At 69.8% G+C, this 18,420-nt stretch carries 20 protein-coding genes; 12 read left to right on the plus strand and 8 right to left on the minus strand.

What is annotated here, in order from left to right; genetic code table 11:
- Positions 1 to 33: 33 nt before the first annotated feature.
- The 3 genes from ACLHIH_RS01820 to ACLHIH_RS01830 form a co-directional block, all read right to left on the minus strand.
- The gene (locus ACLHIH_RS01820; RefSeq protein ID WP_411315006.1) at positions 34 to 1,245 is read right to left on the minus strand and encodes a homoserine O-acetyltransferase; all 1,212 of its coding nucleotides are present in this window, start codon (positions 1,243 to 1,245) and stop codon (positions 34 to 36) included.
- A 74-nt stretch (positions 1,246 to 1,319) separates the two neighbouring features.
- Positions 1,320 to 2,645, minus strand: a complete 1,326-nt coding sequence (locus tag ACLHIH_RS01825) for a bifunctional o-acetylhomoserine/o-acetylserine sulfhydrylase (protein ID WP_411315007.1) — start codon at positions 2,643 to 2,645, stop codon at positions 1,320 to 1,322.
- A 163-nt stretch (positions 2,646 to 2,808) separates the two neighbouring features.
- The gene (locus ACLHIH_RS01830; protein WP_411315008.1) at positions 2,809 to 3,936 is read right to left on the minus strand and encodes an acyltransferase family protein; all 1,128 of its coding nucleotides are present in this window, start codon (positions 3,934 to 3,936) and stop codon (positions 2,809 to 2,811) included.
- Between the two features lie 100 nt (positions 3,937 to 4,036).
- Here ACLHIH_RS01830 and ACLHIH_RS01835 point away from each other — a divergent pair, with 100 nt between their 5' ends.
- The 4 genes from ACLHIH_RS01835 to ACLHIH_RS01850 are packed head-to-tail and all read left to right on the plus strand — an operon-like array spanning position 4,037 to position 6,618.
- A complete protein-coding gene (locus tag ACLHIH_RS01835) occupies positions 4,037 to 4,801 on the plus strand; it encodes an SDR family NAD(P)-dependent oxidoreductase (RefSeq protein ID WP_411315009.1) in 765 nt (254 codons plus the stop codon).
- 40 nt (positions 4,802 to 4,841) lie between these two features.
- Positions 4,842 to 5,318, plus strand: a complete 477-nt coding sequence (locus ACLHIH_RS01840) for a phosphoribosyltransferase (RefSeq protein ID WP_411315010.1) — start codon at positions 4,842 to 4,844, stop codon at positions 5,316 to 5,318.
- Entirely contained in the window at positions 5,288 to 5,992 is a 705-nt protein-coding gene (locus tag ACLHIH_RS01845; protein WP_411315011.1) for a uracil-DNA glycosylase, read from the plus strand. Before ACLHIH_RS01840 ends, ACLHIH_RS01845 begins: the two co-directional genes overlap by 31 nt.
- A gap of 47 nt (positions 5,993 to 6,039) precedes the next feature.
- Entirely contained in the window at positions 6,040 to 6,618 is a 579-nt protein-coding gene (locus ACLHIH_RS01850; protein WP_411315012.1) for a GNAT family N-acetyltransferase, read from the plus strand.
- A 54-nt stretch (positions 6,619 to 6,672) separates the two neighbouring features.
- Here the strand turns inward: ACLHIH_RS01850 and ACLHIH_RS01855 are convergent, their stop codons facing one another.
- Positions 6,673 to 7,005 (minus strand): DMT family transporter, encoded by a 333-nt coding sequence (locus tag ACLHIH_RS01855; protein WP_411315013.1) that lies wholly within the window; start codon positions 7,003 to 7,005, stop codon positions 6,673 to 6,675.
- A 70-nt stretch (positions 7,006 to 7,075) separates the two neighbouring features.
- Here ACLHIH_RS01855 and ACLHIH_RS01860 point away from each other — a divergent pair, with 70 nt between their 5' ends.
- From ACLHIH_RS01860 to ACLHIH_RS01890, 7 genes are all read left to right on the plus strand, one after another.
- The gene (locus ACLHIH_RS01860) at positions 7,076 to 7,459 is read left to right on the plus strand and encodes a hypothetical protein (RefSeq protein ID WP_411315014.1); all 384 of its coding nucleotides are present in this window, start codon (positions 7,076 to 7,078) and stop codon (positions 7,457 to 7,459) included.
- 26 nt (positions 7,460 to 7,485) lie between these two features.
- A complete protein-coding gene (locus tag ACLHIH_RS01865) occupies positions 7,486 to 8,901 on the plus strand; it encodes an amidase (RefSeq protein WP_411315015.1) in 1,416 nt (471 codons plus the stop codon).
- An 81-nt stretch (positions 8,902 to 8,982) separates the two neighbouring features.
- Positions 8,983 to 9,945, plus strand: a complete 963-nt coding sequence (locus ACLHIH_RS01870; RefSeq protein WP_411315016.1) for a siderophore-interacting protein — start codon at positions 8,983 to 8,985, stop codon at positions 9,943 to 9,945.
- A 163-nt stretch (positions 9,946 to 10,108) separates the two neighbouring features.
- Entirely contained in the window at positions 10,109 to 11,134 is a 1,026-nt protein-coding gene (locus ACLHIH_RS01875) for an iron-siderophore ABC transporter substrate-binding protein (RefSeq protein WP_411315017.1), read from the plus strand.
- Positions 11,135 to 11,140: 6 nt separating this feature from the next.
- Positions 11,141 to 12,208: a FecCD family ABC transporter permease gene (locus tag ACLHIH_RS01880; protein ID WP_411315018.1), complete on the plus strand. Its 1,068-nt coding sequence runs from the start codon at positions 11,141 to 11,143 to the stop codon at positions 12,206 to 12,208.
- The gene (locus ACLHIH_RS01885) at positions 12,205 to 13,233 is read left to right on the plus strand and encodes a FecCD family ABC transporter permease (protein WP_411315019.1); all 1,029 of its coding nucleotides are present in this window, start codon (positions 12,205 to 12,207) and stop codon (positions 13,231 to 13,233) included. Before ACLHIH_RS01880 ends, ACLHIH_RS01885 begins: the two co-directional genes overlap by 4 nt.
- Positions 13,233 to 14,027 carry an ABC transporter ATP-binding protein gene (locus tag ACLHIH_RS01890; RefSeq protein WP_411315020.1) on the plus strand — a complete coding sequence of 265 codons (795 nt, stop codon included), beginning with the start codon at positions 13,233 to 13,235 and terminating at the stop codon, positions 14,025 to 14,027. Before ACLHIH_RS01885 ends, ACLHIH_RS01890 begins: the two co-directional genes overlap by 1 nt.
- A gap of 30 nt (positions 14,028 to 14,057) precedes the next feature.
- Here the strand turns inward: ACLHIH_RS01890 and ACLHIH_RS01895 are convergent, their stop codons facing one another.
- Positions 14,058 to 14,498 (minus strand): Fe-S oxidoreductase, encoded by a 441-nt coding sequence (locus ACLHIH_RS01895; RefSeq protein WP_411315021.1) that lies wholly within the window; start codon positions 14,496 to 14,498, stop codon positions 14,058 to 14,060.
- A gap of 57 nt (positions 14,499 to 14,555) precedes the next feature.
- Between ACLHIH_RS01895 and ACLHIH_RS01900 the strand changes: the two genes are divergently transcribed.
- A complete protein-coding gene (locus tag ACLHIH_RS01900) occupies positions 14,556 to 15,785 on the plus strand; it encodes a glycosyltransferase (protein ID WP_411315022.1) in 1,230 nt (409 codons plus the stop codon).
- Positions 15,786 to 15,789: 4 nt separating this feature from the next.
- Here the strand turns inward: ACLHIH_RS01900 and ACLHIH_RS01905 are convergent, their stop codons facing one another.
- Genes ACLHIH_RS01905 through ACLHIH_RS01915 form a run of 3 tightly spaced genes read right to left on the minus strand, consistent with a single transcriptional unit; the run spans position 15,790 to position 18,373 of the window.
- Positions 15,790 to 17,217: a dihydrolipoyl dehydrogenase family protein gene (locus tag ACLHIH_RS01905; protein WP_411315023.1), complete on the minus strand. Its 1,428-nt coding sequence runs from the start codon at positions 17,215 to 17,217 to the stop codon at positions 15,790 to 15,792.
- A gap of 6 nt (positions 17,218 to 17,223) precedes the next feature.
- Complete coding sequence (locus ACLHIH_RS01910) at positions 17,224 to 17,574, minus strand: ribonuclease E inhibitor RraB (RefSeq protein ID WP_411315024.1); 351 nt, start codon at positions 17,572 to 17,574, stop codon at positions 17,224 to 17,226.
- 4 nt (positions 17,575 to 17,578) lie between these two features.
- Positions 17,579 to 18,373 carry a crotonase/enoyl-CoA hydratase family protein gene (locus tag ACLHIH_RS01915; protein WP_411315025.1) on the minus strand — a complete coding sequence of 265 codons (795 nt, stop codon included), beginning with the start codon at positions 18,371 to 18,373 and terminating at the stop codon, positions 17,579 to 17,581.
- Positions 18,374 to 18,420 lie beyond the last annotated feature (47 nt).

Below are 18,420 nucleotides of genomic sequence, written 5' to 3' on the forward strand. Positions count from 1 at the left end.
GCCCCCGTCAGGGTGACAGGTTTAGCCTGCGGGCTATGCCTCGGCGTCGAGCAGTCGACGCACCCAGCCGCCGACCTGAGCGTGCTCGATGAGGAACCCGTCGTGACCGAACGGCGACTCGACCACGGCGGGCTCGGTGCCCGTGAGGCAGGCACGGATGCCGCGCGCGAGAGACCGCTGGTCGTCGAGCGGAAAGAGCCGGTCGCTGTCTATGCCGAGCACGAGGGCTGTGGCCGTCACTCTCGCGAGGGCTGCGGCGACACCCCCGCGGTCACGGCCGATGTCGTGCGAGTTCATGGCGCCCACGAGCGTCACGTAGCTGTTGGTGTCGAATCGCCGGGAGAACTTGTTGCCGTGGAAGTCGAGGTAGCTCTCGACGGCGAACTTGCCGTCGTGGCCGAGGGGACTGATGCTGCTCTGCCAGCTGCGCTCGAAGCGGTCGTTGAGCTCGGTCGGCGATCGGTAGTTGAGAAGCGCCATGCGCCGCGCGAGAGCGAGTCCGCGATAGGGCCCCTCCCCGTCGGGGGCGTCGTAGTAGGAGCCGTTCGCGAAGGCGGGGTCCATGCGGATCGCCTCGAGTTGCACCGAGTTGAGGGCGATCTGGTCGGCGCTGCTCGAGGGCGGCGCCGCGAGCACCGCGACTCGCGCGACGCGGTCGGGGTGTCCGACCGCCCACTCGAGGGCTTGCATCCCGCCCATCGAGCCGCCGACGACCGCGGCCCACCTCTCGATGCCGAGCGCGTCGGAGAATCGCGCTCCCGCGGCGACCTGGTCGCGGATGGTCAGGTAGGGGAATCGTGCGCCCCACTCGGCGCCGTCTGGTGCGAGAGACGCGGGGCCGGTCGTCCCCTGGCAGCCCCCGAGCATGTTGGGGGCGACGACGTAGAACTCGTCGGTGTCGATCGCGAGCCCGGGGCCCACCATCTCGCTCCACCATCCGGCGGTCGGGTGGCCGCGCACGGGATCACCCGTGATGTGGCTGTCTCCCGTGAGCGCGTGCAGCACGAGAACCGCGTTGTTGCGATCGGCCGCGAGCTCACCCCAGGTCTCGAACGCCATCCGCACGTGGGGGAGGGTCTCGCCGCTCTCGAGTTCGAGGGGCCCCAGAGAGAGGAAGCTGCGGTCGCCCGGGTGATCACCCTCGCGCCACGCGCCCGTCGCGGGCGGGCCGCCGACCATCGACCGCGTGTTCGCCTCGGTGATGAAGAACGAGGGAACCGTGTCTTCGGGCGTCTGCCAATCCATTGTGTGACCAGTATCGGGCCAACTGCTGAGCGCCCCGCGGTTTGTTACGTCGCGGGGCGCTCGGCGAGAGCGGGTCAGGCCGCGGCGTTGCTCACCGCGGTCGCCCGGGCCGCCTCGAGGCCGGTCGAGAGGTCGGCGAGGATGTCGTCGATGTTCTCGAGTCCGACGGAGAGACGCACGAGCCCGGGGGTGACTCCCGCCGTCAACTGCTGCTCGGGGGTGAGCTGTGCGTGGGTCGTCGAGGCCGGGTGGATGATGAGGCTGCGCACATCACCGATGTTCGCGAGGTGGCTGAAGAGACCCGCGTTGTTGACGAGGGCTCGCCCCGCGTCGACGCCGCCCTTGAGCTCGAACGACAGCACTGCCCCGACCCCCTTCGGCGCGTAGCGGTTCGCAGCGGCGTAGGACGGGCTCGTGGGCAGACCCGCGTAATACACGTCCGCGACATCGTCGTGTGCGTCGAGCCACTCGGCCACCGCTTGCGCGTTCTGCACGTGACGTTCGATGCGGAGGCTGAGGGTCTCGATGCCCTGGATGAGCTGCCAGGCGCTCGCGGGAGCGATGGATGCGCCGAGGTCGCGCAGCAACTGCACGCGGGCCTTGATGATGTAGGCGATGGCGTCGCCGAGCACCCCCGTGTAGCTCGCGCCGTGGTAACTCGGGTCGGGCTCGGTGAGACCGGGGAACCGCTCGACGTTCTTCGACCACGCGAAGCGGCCGCCGTCGACGATGATCCCGCCGATGACCGTGCCGTGCCCGCCCAAGAACTTGGTGGCGGAGTGGACGACGATGTCGGCACCGTGCTCGAACGGCCTGATGAGATAGGGAGTGGCGATCGTGTTGTCGACGATGAGCGGCACTCCGGCCTCGTGGGCCGTCGCCGACACACTCGCGATGTCGAGGATGTTGATGCGGGGGTTGCCGATCGTCTCGGCGAAGAAGAGCTTGGTGTTGGGGCGCACCGCGCGCGCCCACTCGTCGGGGTCGTCCTGGTTCTCGACGAAGGTCGTCTCGATACCGAGTTTCGCGAGCGTGTACTTGAAGAGGTTGTATGTGCCCCCGTAGATCGACGACGACGACACGATGTGGTCACCGGCGCCCGCGATGTTGAGCACCGCGAAGGTCGTCGCCGATTGCCCCGAGGCGAGCAGCAGTGCCGCCGACCCGCCTTCGAGCGCGGCGACGCGCTCTTCGACGACGGCCTGCGTGGGGTTCTGGATGCGCGTGTAGATGTTGCCGAACTCGGCGAGGGCGAAGAGGTTCTTGGCGTGGTCGGCGTCGTTGAACACGTACGACGTGGTCTGGTAGATCGGCGTCGCTCGCGCGTTGGTCACGGGGTCGGGAGCCGCACCCGCGTGGATCTGCTTGGTCTCGAATTTCCAGTCTGATGTCTCGGTCATCGGTCACTCCTGTCTTCGGGTCCGCCGGAGCCTCCTCGAGGCCGACGAACGTGTCGTCGGTCGGCGACTGCTCGGAGCACCGAGCCTAAGAAGGTCGCTTTCGGCGGTCAACGACGGTGACACACGGCGTAACCTCGTGCGCCGACGGGTCGAGGCGCAACCGTCAGCGGCGGCGTGACCCGGTGGGGTCGACGCGCGAGCCACCGTCGCTCGGGGAGGGGTCGAGGAAGAGCCAGCGCGGTTTCGGCTCGATGAGGGGGCGGAAGGCGCGACGCACCCACGGGCTCGCGAGCACGATCGAGATCGCGACCCCCGCGAAGATCATCGAGAGCAGCCACATCGCCGAGGTGCGCTCGCCGCTGATGACGCCCGCCTCGCGGATCGGATAGAGCACGAAGCTGTGCAGGAGGTAGACGTACATCGTGGCCTGGCCGAGGTCGGTGAACCAGGTCTCCGATCGCGGGATGAGCACGAAGAGGGCGGCGCTCAACACGACGGCGAGGGCGATGAGGCCGAGCCTCACGAATCCCGCCCACCACATGTCGCCGCCGAGCACGAGGTAGGAGTCGTCGTAGAAGAACCAGAAGCGCAGATCGATCGCGCGCCAGGTGGGGATGAAGACGACGAGCACCGCGAGCCATCCGGCGAAGACGGCGATCGCCGCGACCCGGATGCTCCAGGCGCGGGTTTCGACGAGGCGCCAGCGGTCGACGAGACCCCACTCGTTGAGCTTCCAGCCGAGCACGAAGAACGGGAGGATGCCGATCGCTCGAGAGAGCGAGAAGGTGCTGTCGACGTTGGCGAGGTATCCGACTCCGACCGAGAAGACGAGCGACCAGAACAGCGGCCACCGCAGGAGCGACAGGTAGGGGAGGATGAGCCGGAAGATGCCGAGCGCGAGAAGGAACCACAGGGTCCAGCTCGGTTGCGACGGGTTGAACTCGGTCTGGCCCTCGACGGCGAACTTCACGACCGTCCAGATGGTCTCCATGATGAAGTACGGCAGCAGGATGTCGGTGACGACCTTCTTGAGCTGCTTCGCGTTGGGTGCCCCGGGCTTCGAGAAGTACCCACTGATGATCGCGAACGCGGGCATGTGGAACGCGTAGATGAAGAGGTAGACGATGAGCGCGTTGTCGGATTCGGCGGTGAGCCTCTGGATGCCGTGCCCGATGACGACGAGCGTGACGCACACGAATCGGGCGTTGTCCCACACGGGCACGCGCGGCCGGGCTGGCGAGGTCGCCGCTCGCGCCGGTGCCGAGCTGGGGGAGGAGGCCGTGTGCGTCATTTCTCGCAAGCCTAGGTGACCCGTCGGCCCGGGTACGGTGAAGCAGGCTTCCGCGTCGGCGGAGGCCGGAGCGGCCCCCGCCCCTGATCTGAGGAGAGTTGTGAACACGAAACGAGTTGTCGTCACAGGTGCGAGTTCGGGGATCGGCGCAGCGACCGTGCGGGCCTTCCGCGGGGCGGGATGGGATGTCGTGGGCGTCGCTCGCCGCGCCGAGAGGCTCGAGGCGCTCGCGGCCGAGACGGGCGCGACCGTCTTCGTCGCCGACGTGACGAGTCAGCCCGACGTCGACGCGCTCGCCGCGCACGTCGCCGCGACGGGTGGGGTCGACGCTCTCGTCAACAACGCGGGCGGCGCGTTCGGAATGGCGTCGGTCGAGGAGAGCGACCCCGACGACTGGTCGAGGATGTTCGACGTCAACGTCGTCGCCGTCAAGCGCGTCACGAGCGCGCTCCTCCCGCACCTCCGCGCCGCGGCGGCCAGGTCGGGTTCGGGAGACATCGTCACCGTGACGTCGATCGCCGGCCACGTGGCCTACGAGGGCGGCGGGGGATACAACGCCGCCAAGTTCGCCGCTCACGCCCTCATGAGCGTCTTGCGCCTCGAGCTCGCGGGCGAGCCGTTGCGCGTCATCGAGATCGCCCCGGGGATGGTCAAGACCGAGGAGTTCAGTCTCGTGAGGTTCGGCGGCGATCAGGAGCGCGCTGACGCCGTCTACGCGGGCGTCGATCATCCGCTGTCTGCCGACGACGTCGCGGACACGATCGTGTCGTCGGTGCTGTTGCCCGCCCACGTCAACCTCGACCTCGTGACGATCAAACCCGTCGCCCAAGCCGCACCGCACAAGGTCGCGCGGCGGACCGAGTGACGCGAGCGCGTGGGGGCCGAGACAGCGCTAGCGTGAAGCCATGACAGACGACGCGCGTGAGGTCCTGGGCTGGGTCGAGTTCGGAGAGGCGGCGAGGGAGCTCTCTGCAGACATCCTGCGCACAGGGTTCCGCCCCGACGTGGTCGTCGCGATCGCGCGCGGGGGTCTGCTGCTCGCGGGCGCCGTCGCCTACGCGCTCGACGTGAAGAGCTGCGGCGCGCTCAACGTGGAGTTCTACACCGGGGTCGACGCGAGACTGCCCGAGCCCGTCGTGCTCGCCCCTCACCTCGACCAGGATTCGCTCGCCGGAAAGCGCGTGCTCATCGTCGACGACGTCTCCGACTCGGGTCGCACCCTCGCGATGGTCGTCGACCTCCTCGGGCGGACGGGGGCGGATGTGCGCTCCGTGTGCCTCTACAGCAAGCCGGGAACCGTGCTCGAGCCCGACTTCGCGTGGCGCTCGACGAGCAAGTGGATCGACTTCCCGTGGAGTTCGCAGCCCCCGGTGGTCGTGTGACCGTCGCGCCTCTCGTCGACCTCGTCGACGCCGGGTGGGCGCGCGCGCTCGAACCCGAGGCGCGGCGGATCGCTCAGCTCGGCGATTTCCTGCGCGAGGAGACGGCGCAGGGGCGGGGTTACCTGCCTCACGGAGCCTCGGTGCTGCGGGCATTCGAGCGCCCCCTCGCCGACGTGCGGGTGCTCATCGTCGGCCAAGACCCCTACCCGACCCCGGGCCACGCCGTGGGGCTCTCCTTCTCGGTCGATCGAGCGGTGCGGCCCGTTCCGCGCAGTCTCGCCAACATCTACCGCGAACTCACCGTCGATCTCGGCATCCCCGCCCCGTCGCACGGCGACCTCTCCGCGTGGGCGGATCAGGGAGTCCTCCTGCTCAACAGGGTGCTCACCGTGACCCCGGGAGTCGCGGGAAGTCATCGCGGACAGGGGTGGGAGCACGTCACCGATACGGCCATCCGCGCCCTCGTCGCGAGAGATGCTCCCCTCGTCGCCATCCTGTGGGGAAAGGACGCGGCGTCGCTCACCCCCCTGCTCGGCGACACCCCGGTCATCACGTCGCCGCACCCCTCGCCGCTCTCCGCCTCACGCGGGTTCTTCGGGTCGCGCCCGTTCAGCAGAGCCAACGCGATTCTCGAGAGTCTCGGTGCACCGGCTGTCGACTGGAGTCTCACCTAAGATCGCAGTGTCGGCGCACGGTGACGCCGGAGAGACCAGGAGAACCGATGCTCGAAGAGGAGTACCAGTCCGGGCATCGGCCGTTCGGGGCGCACCGCAATCAGCCGCCCCTCGAGGTGCCCTTCACGTACGACATCCGCGAGGTGACCCCCGCGGATCTCCCCGACATCCGCGCGATCTACAACCACTACGTCGCGAACTCCACGGTGACCTTCGACGAGACGCCGATGACGCTTCGCGAACTCAAGCTCAAGTACGCCCAGCTCGGCAAACTCGGCTTGCCATTCATCGTGGCGGTGAGCCCGACGGGGCACGTGCTCGGCTACGCCTACGTTTTTCCGTGGAAGACGAAAGCGGCGTACCGGTTCACCGTCGAGAACTCGATCTACCTCGGCCCCGCCGCCACGGGCAAGGGGCTCGGCAAGGCGCTCATGGCCGAACTCATCGCGAGGTCGAAGGCCGCGGGTCTCAAGGAGATCGTCGCGGTCATCGCCGACCGCGGAGCCGACGCGTCCATCCGACTCCACGAGGCTTTCGGGTTCAAGCAGATCGGTCACATGGGCAAGGTCGGGTTCAAATTCGAGCGGTGGCTCGGCACCGTCCTCATGCAGAAGAGCCTCAAGTAGCGACGATGTCGCTGAGCGCCGCGTCGACCTCGTCGACTCGGCCCTCGACGGTGATCACGCGGTGTGCTCGCCGCCGACCTCGAGCAGAATGACTCCGCCGACGACGAGAGCCATGCCGACGAGCTGCACCCACGTGAGTGGCTCATGGAAGACGAGGTAGCTCACGATCGCGACGAGGACGACCCCGACTCCCGCCCAGATGCCGTAGGCGATGCCCAGGGGAACCCCGCGCGAGAGCGATTGCGAGAGCATGCCGAAGGCGAAGACGTAGCCGCCGATGACGACGGCGTACGCCCACCACGCGGTGCGCTCACCCGACGTGAATTTGAGGAAGGTCGTCGCCACGACCTCTCCGACGATCGCGAGTGCGAGGAACAGATAACCCATGGTGTGTCTCCCTGATAGTGCGACAAACGTACGAGATTCCACGCCGAGGTGCGCGGGTTAGGGTCGGACCATGCCGGCTGCGCCCCTCGAACGCCCCGCGAAGCACCACGTGCTCCACGTGCTCGCCGCGACCATCGCCGCCGGCCCGGCCGAAGTCTTCGCGGCGCTCGACTCTCGTCTCGCCCCTCGTCCCGACGCCCGGCCCGGTTCGGGAGCGCCCCTGCGATACCTCGCCGACGCCGGGAGCGGCACGATCATCGTGCAGGGCTCGTGGTGGTATCGCGCCGAATACCGCGTCGTCGCGGGGGAACGCGGGTCGACGATCGACCACGAGCTCGTCAGCGTCGCGCAGCTCGGCGAACGCGCGGCGCTCATCGCGGGTGCTCGCACGGCAGCCGACACGCCGCTCGCGTTCCACACACTCGTGCGCAGCATCCGCCTCGAACTCGAGTGATCAGCCGACCGGCCTAGGCTCGACGGATGTTCGAACTCCACCACCTGACCGCTCGCGAACAGTGGGATTGGCTCGATCGGGGCGAGATTACGCCTCTCGAGCTCGTCGACCACTACCTCGACCGCATCGAGAGGCTCGACGGTGGGCTCGGTGCCTTCGTGACCGTCACGGCGGAGCGCGCGAGGGAGCGCGCTCGAGCTCTCGGCGCGGCGCCGGATCGGCGCCTCGCCCTGTGGGGCCTGCCGTTCGGCGATAAGGATCTCTCGGCGCGAGCCGGCGTGCGCACCACCTACGGTTCCCGACTCTTCGCCGAATTCGTGCCCGACGCGTCCGACGAGCTCGTCGAGGTTCTCGACGGCGCGGGTGCCGTCAGTCTCGGCAAGACCAACGCCCCCGAGTTCGGCCTCCCGTCGTACACGGAGTCGCTCGTTGCGCCTCCCGCTCGCAACCCCTACGACACGGCGACGGGTGCGGGTGGCTCGAGTGGGGGAGCGGCGGTCGCGGTCGCCGCCGGACTGCTGCCGTTCGCCCCGGGCAGCGACGGCGGAGGGTCGGTGCGCATCCCCGCGGCCGCGACCGGTCTCGTGGGTCTCAAGCCCACACGGGGGCTCGTGCCGAGCGGTACGGGGCTCGACAAGCTCGCCGGGCTCGTCGTGCCCGGGCCTCTCGCGCGCACCGTGGGTGACGCGGCCCTCCTGCTCGACGTGATGATCGGCGAGGAGCCGCCGCCGTTCTCGGTGCGGGCTCCTCGGTGGGACGGCGGCGCCCTCTCCAATGCGGCGGTTCGCGGCGAAGGCCGGTTTCACGTCGGGCTCACGACGACCTCGCCGTGGGACGCCGGCTACGACATCACGGTCTCCGCCGAAGCGTCGGCGGCGCTCGCCGAGGCCGTCTCCCATCTCGACGCCGTCGGCCACGGCGTCGAGGACTTCGCTCTCGACGAGAGCGACGCCTACGCCGGAGCATTCCGCACGATCTGGCAGGCGGGTGCCGCGGGCATCCCGGCAGACGGGGCCGATCTCGACCAGCTCGAACCGCTCACGCGGTGGCTCGTCGAGCGGGGCCGCGGTGTGGGCGCTCGGGAACTCGGCGGGGCGCTCGCGACTCTCAGCGCGTTCGAGAGATCGATCATCCGGCAGTTCCGCCGGTTCGACGCCGTGCTCACTCCCGCCCTCGCCCTGCCACCGCGCCCCATCGGGTGGTACTCGCAGACCGATCCCGAGCTCAATTTCGCCCAGCAGGTGCAGTACACGCCGTTCACGAGCTTCGTGAACGTCTCGGGTCTCCCCGCGATCGTGCTCCCGGTGTCGGTCACGGCCGAGGGTGTGCCGATGGGAGTCCAGCTCATCGGTCGGCCGGGAGGAGAAGACGTCTTGCTCTCGATCGGCGCTCAGCTCGAGAGGCGCATCCTGTGGCAGCGTCGGCACCCACCGCAGTGGTGATCGAGCTGCGATCCCGACCGTTTGTGACACGAACGCAGGAGAGGGTTACCTTCCTTAGGTAAGGCATGCCATACTTCAGGCATGAGCATGACGCGCAGCGAGACGACCTCGACCATCGCGACCACCGTCGATTTCGCGGTCTTCCCCGTCACCGTCAAACGCCTCGCTCGCCTCGGAGAGAACTTCGTGAGAGTCACCTTCACGGGCGACGCCCTCGAACACTTCCTCGCCCCGGGCGACGACCAGCGCGTGAAGCTCGTGCTTCCCCTCGCCGAGACGGGACTCACGACCTTTCCCGCGTCGGCCGGAACGTCGTGGTACACCGCGTGGCGCTCCCTGCCCGCGAACGAGCAGTGCCCGCTCCGCACCTACACGGTGCGCGCACACCGCGAGGCGGAGCGCGAACTCGACATCGACTTCGTCGTGCACGGTGACACCGGGCCCGCGACGCGCTGGGTCAACCGCGCTCGCGAGGGTGACGAACTGCTCGTCGTCGGACCGGACGCCCGCACCCTCGTGCAGGGGATCGATCCGATCGGCGGAATCGAGTTCAAGCCCGGAACGGCCAAGCGCGTGCTCCTCGCGGGTGACGAGACCGCCGCCCCGGCCATCTGCCGCATCCTCGAGACCCTTCCGCGCGACACCCGGGGACAGGTCTTCATCGAGGTCGCGAGCGAGAAAGATGTTCTCCCCGTCGCGGCGCCCGGCCGGATGACCGTCACGTGGCTCGCGCGGGACACCCGCGGAACCGAGCACGGAGTCGCTCTCAACCGTGCCGTGCGCACGTGGGTGAGCGAGATGATCGTGCGCCCCGAGAGCGACGTCGCCGACGACATCACCGACATCGACGTCGATCGCGAGATCCTCTGGGACGTTCCCGCCGCTCCCGCTCGGGGTGAGGTGCAGCACGACCTCTACGCGTGGATCGCGGGCGAGGCCGGGTGCATCAAGCTCCTGCGCCGCTTCCTCGTGCAGGAGTCGGGCATGCACCGCGACGACGTGGCCTTCATGGGCTACTGGCGCCGCGGTCGCTCCGAGAACTGACCCTCGCCGACACGGAGCGACTGACACGGGGCTTCCGGCCTCGCCGTCTCGCTGCGCTCCCGCTCGACGCGCCCCACCCGGGGCGCCGCCATCCGCCTCGACTCGACCACGAGCCCGAGCGCCACTCGCGCGCACCGACCGGTGCGCCTCGAAAGGACCGACCATGACCAGAATGTTCACCCGAGTGGCGACCGCGGCTCTCGCGACGACGGCCCTCATCGCCCTCGCGGGGTGCGCGAGCGGCACCGCGGCCGAGCCGGAGGGCGCGTCGAGCGACGGAGCGTTCCCCGTGACGATCAGCTCCGCCCTCGGTGACGCCGTCATTCCGGCCGAGCCGGAGCGCGTCGTGACCATCGGGTGGGGCTCGGCCGACACCGCGGTCGCGCTCGGCACGACGCCGGTCGGGGTCGAGGTCGACGCCTGGAGCGGCGACGAAGACGGCTACCAGCCGTGGACCCGAGCGGCCATCGAGGAGCGCGGCGACGAGCTCCCCGAGACCTTCGCGGTGTACCCGGAGGTCGACATCGACGCGATCATCGAGCTCGAGCCCGACCTCATCCTCGCGCCGCAATCCGGCCTGAGCCAAGACGACTTCGACATCCTCAACGATCTCGCGCCGACCGTCGCCTACCCGGAGACGGCGTGGCGCACCGATTGGGACGACCAGATCGAGATCATCGGGCAGGCCCTCGGCAAGAGCGACGAGGCGGCCGGGCTCGTGACCGACCTCGAGACGCAGATCGCGGATGCCGCGGCCGAGAACCCCGACTTCGCGGGCGTATCGTTCGCCTACATCTACGCGGGCGACCCGGGCAGCCTCGCCGTCTACCAGGCGGGTGACCCTCGCGTCGACATCATCTCGGGCCTCGGACTCGTGGAGGTCGACGAGGTCGCCGCCCTCCCCGTCTCGGACGGCACGTTCACCTCGACGATCGGTCTCGAGCGCGCCGACGTGCTCGACGACGTCGACGTGCTCTTCTCGTGGGCGAACGACGAGGCGAGCGCGGCCGACATCGAGGCCCAGCCGCTCTACTCCCAGATCCCCGCGGTCGAACGGGGTTCCGCCGTCGTCAACATCGACCGCCCCCTCGGGATGGCGATGAGCATGATCACGCCGTACAGCGTGCCGTGGGCGATCGACGAGTACATCCCGCTCATCGACGACGCCGTCGCCGCGACACAGGAGTAACCGCCGATGATGCCGTCGTCGACGCGGTCGGGAGCCGAGCTCCCGGCCCCGTCGACGACGGCGGTGGCGCCGGCCGGGCGCCGTCGCGCTCTGTCACCCCTCCTGCTCGGCCTCGTCGTCGCGATCGTCGTGACCCTCGGCTGCGTCGCGCTGAGCCTCGCCGTCGGCACGAGAGCGATCGCGCTCGCGGATGTCTGGACCGCTCTCGTCGCGCCGACCGGCACCTTCGACGACACCGTCGTCGCGAGCCGGATTCCTCGCACCCTCCTCGCGGTGCTCGTCGGTTCGGCACTCGCGGTGTCCGGCGTCGTCATGCAGGGCGTGACCCGCAACCCCCTCGGGGATCCCGGTCTCCTCGGTGTCAACGTGGGCGCTGCCGCGGCCATCGTGACCGCCGCGTGGTTCTTCGGTACCGGCTCGGCGGCGGCATCCGTGTGGGTCGCCCTCCCCGGCGCGTTCGTGACCGTCGTCATCGTCTACGCGCTCGGGTCGGGTCGGCGCGCCGCGAGCCCCGTGAGGCTCGTTCTCGCCGGAGCCGTCGTGTCGGCCGTCATCGCCGCGTACATCCAGGCCCTGAGTCTCAGCCGCCCCGACGTCTTCGACAGCTACCGCTACTGGGTCGTGGGGTCGCTCGCCGGCCGGGAGCCCGCGGTCGTGGGCGAGATCCTGCCGTTCATCCTCGTGGGCCTCGCGTTCGCGTTTCTCATCGCGCCTGCCCTCAACACCCTCGCGCTCGGCGACGACACCGCGACGGCCCTCGGTGCGAGCACGGGCCGCACGCGCGTGCTCGGCGCGGTCGCGACGACCCTCCTGTGTGCGGCATCGACGGCCGCCGTGGGCCCCATCGGCTTCGTCGGTCTCGCGGTGCCCCACATCGTGCGCAGCTTCACGGGATCGGACCACCGCTGGGTCATGCTCTACAGCGCCATCCTCGGGCCGGCGCTCGTGCTTCTCGCCGACGTCATCGCCCGCGTGATCGTGAGCCCCGCCGAACTCATGGTCGGTGTCGTGACGGCCTTCATCGGTGCCCCCGTGTTGCTCTACGCGGTTCGCCGCGGCCGGGGCTTCGCGTGACCACGACGACCGTGCGCATCGGAACGGCGGTGAGCATCCCGCTCAGTCGGCGTGCCCTCGGTGTGGGCGCCGTGCTCGCCGTGCTCCTCCTCGTCGCCGGGCTCCTCACGCTCACCCTCGGATCGCTCGGGATCCCGATCCTCTCGCTCCCCGCCCAGGTCATCGCGCCCACCGGTTCCGAGGGATTCGTGCTCACACGACTCCGCGGACCTCGACTCGTGACGGCGATCGGAACAGGCGCGGCCCTCGGCATCGCGGGTGCGCTGTTCCAGACCGTGACCCGCAATCCGCTCGGGAGCCCGGATGTCATCGGACTCGGCGTCGGGGCTTCGGCGGGTGCCGCGGCATCCGCCCTCGTGTGGCCGGGCGTCGTTCCCGTGCCCGTGGGTGCCCTCGTCGGCGCGACCGTCGCGATGCTCGTCGTGTGGGCGGGAACCGGTCGAGGATTCTCGTCGCCGTCGCGCGTGATCATCGTCGGCATCGGGGTGTCGGCCATGGGGGTCGCCGTCACCAACCTGCTCATCGCTCGCGCCGGTCGCGAGGAGGCGACCGTGCTCGCCGCCTACATCAACGGCACCCTCGCCTCGCGGAGTTGGGACGACGCCGCGATCATCTGGGCGTCGCTGCTCGTGATCGTACCGTCGGCGATGCTGCTCGGCCGGCGCCTGTCGCTCATCGAGATGGGCGACGAGATCGCCGACTCTCTCGGAGCGAATGCGAGCACCACGCGCGCCGTGTCGATCGTCGTCGCCGTCGCCGCCGCGGCGGCCGCCGTGAGCGTCGCGGGCCCCGTGGCGTTCATCGCGCTCATCGCCCCCCAGGTCGCGAAGCGGCTCACGCGGGTCGGGGGAGCGAACGTCGCCATCTCGGCCATCACGGGGGCGCTCCTCATCGTCGCGGCCGATCTCGCGGTGCAGAATTCCCCCTTCGAGGTGCAATTGCCCGTCGGAGTGCTCACGGGAGCGATCGGCGGGCTCTACCTCGGTTTCCTGCTCGTTCGCGAGTTCAAGAAAGGCACGATCTGATGACCGTTCGACTGAGAACGCGCGACGTGACTCTCGCGTACGACGGCCGTGTCGTCGTCGAGGCGCTGAGCGTCGACATCCCCGACGGCGGCTTCACCGTCATCGTCGGGCCGAACGCGAGCGGCAAGTCCACCCTGCTCAAAGCCCTCGCACGCACCATCGCCCCCGCATCGGGCGAGGTCGTGCTCGACGACGCGGCCATCGGGTCGTACCGCACCAAGGAGGTGGCTCGACGGCTCGCACTCCTGCCGCAGAACCCCATCGCACCCGACGGCGTGCGGGTGCGCGACCTCGTGGCGCGCGGCAGGTATCCCCACCAGAGCCTCCTGAGGCAGTGGAGCGCGACCGACGAGGCCGTCGTGGCGGAGGTGCTCGAGGCGACCGAGACGACGGCCCTCGCGGACCGCGTCGTGACCGAACTCTCAGGCGGGCAGCGTCAGCGCGTGTGGATGGCTATGGTTCTCGCGCAAGCGACCGATCTGCTTCTGCTCGACGAGCCGACGACGTTTCTCGACATCGCCCACCAGTACGACGTGCTCGACTTGTGCGCGGCGCTCCACGCGCGAGGCAAGACCCTCGTGGTCGTCCTCCACGACCTCAACCAGGCTGCCCGGTACGCCACCCATCTCGTCGTGCTCAATCACGGACGCATCGTGGCCGAGGGCCCACCGGGAGACGTGCTCACCGCCGACCTCGTGGGGCGGGAGTTCGGCCTCGAGTGCCGCGTCATCGACGACCCTGAGACCGGAACACCCCTCGTGGTGCCGCTCGCGAGGTCAGCGCGAGGGCAGTAGCGCGCTGTCGCCACGCGGCGTGCCCGTTGCTCACGCGTAGCCGCCCCTCTCGAGACCGGCCTCCCTCTCGAAGCGGTTCGAACGGGCATCCGGTCCCGCAGCGACGTAGAGCGGGATGAAGGCGAGACCGTAGCGCCGCCACTGCTCCCGATGCACCGCCTCGTGCTCGATCACGGTCGGCGAGGTCGAATCGCGGGTGAGATACACGCCGCCGATCGTCGTTCCGCCGCGCCCGAACGCCCACCGCGGGCACCCGCGCGCGACGACGAGACCGTGCTCGCGCTCGAGAGGCCCGGTGCTGAGCGCAGCGCCCCACACGAGCGCCCCCGCGGTCGCGATAGCGTAACCGACCGCGACGACGCGGTGGTCGAGGGCGATCCTGCGCACCACGGGTGATGCGGCACCGATCGAGCACACGCTTCGGGCTGCTGCCTCGAGAATCTCGAGCGCGGGTGTTGCCTCCGGTGTCATGTCTTCAGTGGTAGCACACGGCTCGGACGGCCAGGGGCGGCGCAATACAGTGGCTGGATGCTCTCCCCGATCCGCCGTGTCGCGATGATCTCGATGCACACGTCGCCCGCCGCTCAACCGGGCCGAGGCGATGCGGGGGGCATGAACATCCTCGTGCGCGAGGTCGCCACGGCGCTCGGGGCCCGCGGACTCGCCGTCGACGTGCTCACGCGCGCCGTCGCCGAGCCGCGCGTCGTCGACCTCTCGCCCGGGGTAACGCTCCACGAGCTCGAGGCGGGCCCCCGCGGCGAGCTGCGCAAGAACGACCTCTCCCGCGTGAGCGACGAGTTCGGCGAGGGGATCGCGAAACTCCACGCGAGTGTTCCCGGCGGGTTCGACGTCATCCACGCCCACTACTGGCTGAGCGGCATATCCGCCCTCCCCGTGGCGATCGAGCACCGCATCCCCCTCGTGCAGAGCTTCCACACTCTCGCGGCGATGAAGAACCGTCGCCTGGCGCCCGGAGCCGAGCCGGAGAGCGAGAGGCGGGTGCGGAGCGAGATGTTCCTCGCCGACCAGGCGAGTGCGGTCATCGCGTCGTCGGCCGCCGAGGTGACGACACTCATCGACGACGTGCGCGCCCCCGCCGATCGAGTCTGGGTCATCCCGCCGGGAGTGGATGTCGACCACTTCCGGCCGCGGCGCGCCGACCCCGTCGTGCGGGCCCGGCTCGACGTCGCGGCTGGCCGCCCCCTCATCGTCATCGTCGGCCGCGTGCAACCCCTCAAGGCCCAAGACCTCGGGGTGCGGCTACTCGCCGACATGACGCGCGGAAGCGGGCCATCGCCCGTGCTCGTCATCGCGGGGGAATCGACCCCGGGTGACGAGGGGTACGCGCGGTCCTTGCGCACGCTCGCCGACGAGCTCGGTGTCGCCGACGACATCCGTTTCATCGGGTCGGTCGACCGCGACTACCTCGCGAGGCTCCTCGCCGAGGCGACCCTCACCCTCGTGCCCTCGCACTCGGAGACCTTCGGGCTCGTGGCGCTCGAGTCTGCCGCGAGCGGAACCCCCGTCGTCGGATTCCGGAGCACCGGTCTCGTCGAGTCGGTCGACGACGGGGTCTCGGGGGTGCTCGTCGACAGCCGGGAACCCCGCGAGTGGGCCAGGGTCGTATCGGCGCTCCTCGACGACCGCGACGGGCTCGAGGCCCTCGCGCGAGGAGCCCGAGACCACGCCGAAGGGTTCACGTGGGCGTCGACGGCCGCCGCGACGCTCGGTGTCTACGCGGGCGTCGCGGGCCTCTGAGTCGCTACTGCGCGGGCCGACCGTAGGTCTCGAGGAGCCGCAACCACACCTCGTTGATGGTCGGGTATGCGGGCACGGCGTGCCACAGGCGGGAGAGGGGCACCTCGCCGACGACCGCGATCGTCGCGGCGTGCACGAGCTCCGCGACATCCGGGCCCACGAACGTCGCGCCGACGACGACCGACCGCGCCTCGTCGACGACCATGCGGGCTCGACCCGAGTAGCCCTCGGCGTGGAGGCTCGACCCCGCGACGGCACCGAGGTCGTAGTCGACGACGCGGATGTCGAGACCCGCCTCTTCGGCTGCGGCGGCGGTGAGGCCGACGGAGGCCACTTCGGGGTCGGTGAACGTGACTTGCGGAACCGCCGCATGGTCGGCCGTCGCGACGTGGGTGCCCCACGCTTCCGTCGACAGCTCCGACCCGAGAGCACGTGCGGCGATGACGTCGCCGGCCGCGCGCGCCTGGTACTTGCCCTGGTGGGTCAGGAGGGCGCGGTGATTGACATCGCCCGTCGCGTAGAGCCAGTCGAACCCCTCGACGAGCATCGTGTCGTCGACCGGGAGCCAGTCGCCCGGAGTGAGACCCACCGTCTCGAGACCGACATCCGCGGTGTGCGCGCTACGTCCCGTTGCGACGAGCACTTCGGCGGCCGACACCGTCGAGCCGTCGTCGAGGTCGATCTCGACCGACTCGTCGGAGAGACGGCGCACCGCGACGGGCGAGCGGCCGATCAGGACGGTCGCGCCGGCATCCGTGAGGGCGGACCCCACGAGCTCGCCCGCGAACGGCTCAGACGAACCGAGGAGACCGCTTCTCGCGATGAGGGTCACGGTGCTCCCGAGGCCCGTGTAGGCCGTCGCCATCTCTGCCGCGACGACACCGCCACCGATGATGGCGAGACTCGCGGGGGCGCTCGTCGCGCTCGTCGCCTCGCGACTCGTCCACGGCGTCGCCTCGGCGAGGCCGGGGATGTCGGGCATCGCGGCCGTTGACCCGGTGCTCACGACGACAGCGTGGCGAGCGGTGAGCTCGCGTCCCGCGCCGTCGTCTGAGGTCACGTGCACGACGCGTTCCCCGGCGAGACGGGCGTGCCCGCGAACGAGGTCGATCCCCGCGGACTGGAGCCACTCCACCTGGGAGGAGTCGTCCCATCCGCTCGTGAACGAATCGCGCCGAGCGAAGACCGCGGCGACGTCGACCTCGCCCGTGACGGCCTCGCGAGCCCCCGGAACCGCGCGAGCGGCTCGCAGCGCGCTCGAACTGCGCAAGAGCGCCTTCGAGGGCATGCACGCCCAGTACGAGCACTCCCCGCCGATGAGCTCGTTCTCGACGATGACGACGCTGAGACCCCGCTCGGCCGCACGACCCGCGACGTTCTCTCCGACCGCACCCGCCCCGATGACGATGACATCCCACTCGGTCTCACTCATGTGCACTCACTCCTGTTCGCGAGGTGACACGGCGAACGAGCCGCTCCATCCGTCGTAGGCCCCACGGTAGGTCTCCACGATCGAGAACACCTGGCAGACGAAGCCGTCGACGGTCGACGTGTCGAGACTCGTCGTCTGCCTGGCCCGCACCTCGAACTTGCTCCAGCCGCGACGCACGATCGAGGCGTCGAACCCGGCCGCCGTGAGTGCAACCTTCGCGGCGACCGCGTTCGCTCGCACGGCGAAGACGGCGAAGTGCTCGACCTGGCGTTCGACGTCGAGGTGGTCGCCCATCTTGATGCGCTGGGCAAGCTGTTCGGAGTTCATCGCGCGCTGCGATTCGAGGTTTCTGCCCACGGCGCTACCTCCCGACGAATTCGGGATCGGTGCGCGAGAGGAACGCCTCCATGCCGATGCGGGCGTCTTCGGTGGCCGCGAGTCGCACGAGCTCGGGCTGCAGAGCGGACTCGGCTGCGGCGTCTCCGTCGCGCACGGCCACACGGGCGTTCGCGAGCGTCGCCTGCACGGCGAGAGGGGCCTGAGCCGCGATGCGCCGCGCCAGTTCCCGCGCCCGATCGAAGGCCGTGCCGTCGGGTACGACCTCCTGAACGAGCCCGAGGCGCAGGGCCTCCGGCGCGTCGAACCGATCGCCCGTGAGCATCCACCGCATGGCATTGCCCCACCCGACGGCGCGCGGCAGTCGCACGGTCGCCCCACCGAAGGGGAGGATGCCCCGGCTCACCTCGATCTGGCCGAACACGGTCGACTCCGCGGCGATCGTGATGTCGCTCGCGAGGATGAGCTCGATACCGAGCGTGAGGCACGTTCCCTGCACCGCCACGACGACGGGTTTCGACACGGACGTGCCGTCGACCTGCCACGGGTTGATGCCCCCCTCCGGCACGATGTCGACGCCGTCGGGGCCGATGCGGGGGCCGATGTCGGCGAGGTCGAGACCGGCGGTGAAATGGTCGCCGTGGGCGTAGACGAGGCCGACCCTGAGCTCCGGGTCACGATCGAGCTCGCCGTAGGCGAGGGCGAGTTCGCTGAGCATCGCGTGGTCGGCGGCGTTGCGCTTGTCGGCGCGATCGAGGCCGATGAGGAGAACACGGTCGTCGCGGTCGACGGTGACGCGACGACGGGCAGGCACGGTCATGACAGAGAGCCTACGACCGTCGGGCTCCGCCCGCTCCTCGGATAGGT

The organism is Marisediminicola sp. LYQ134, from assembly GCF_046599635.1.
Lineage (GTDB): Bacteria > Actinomycetota > Actinomycetes > Actinomycetales > Microbacteriaceae > Marisediminicola.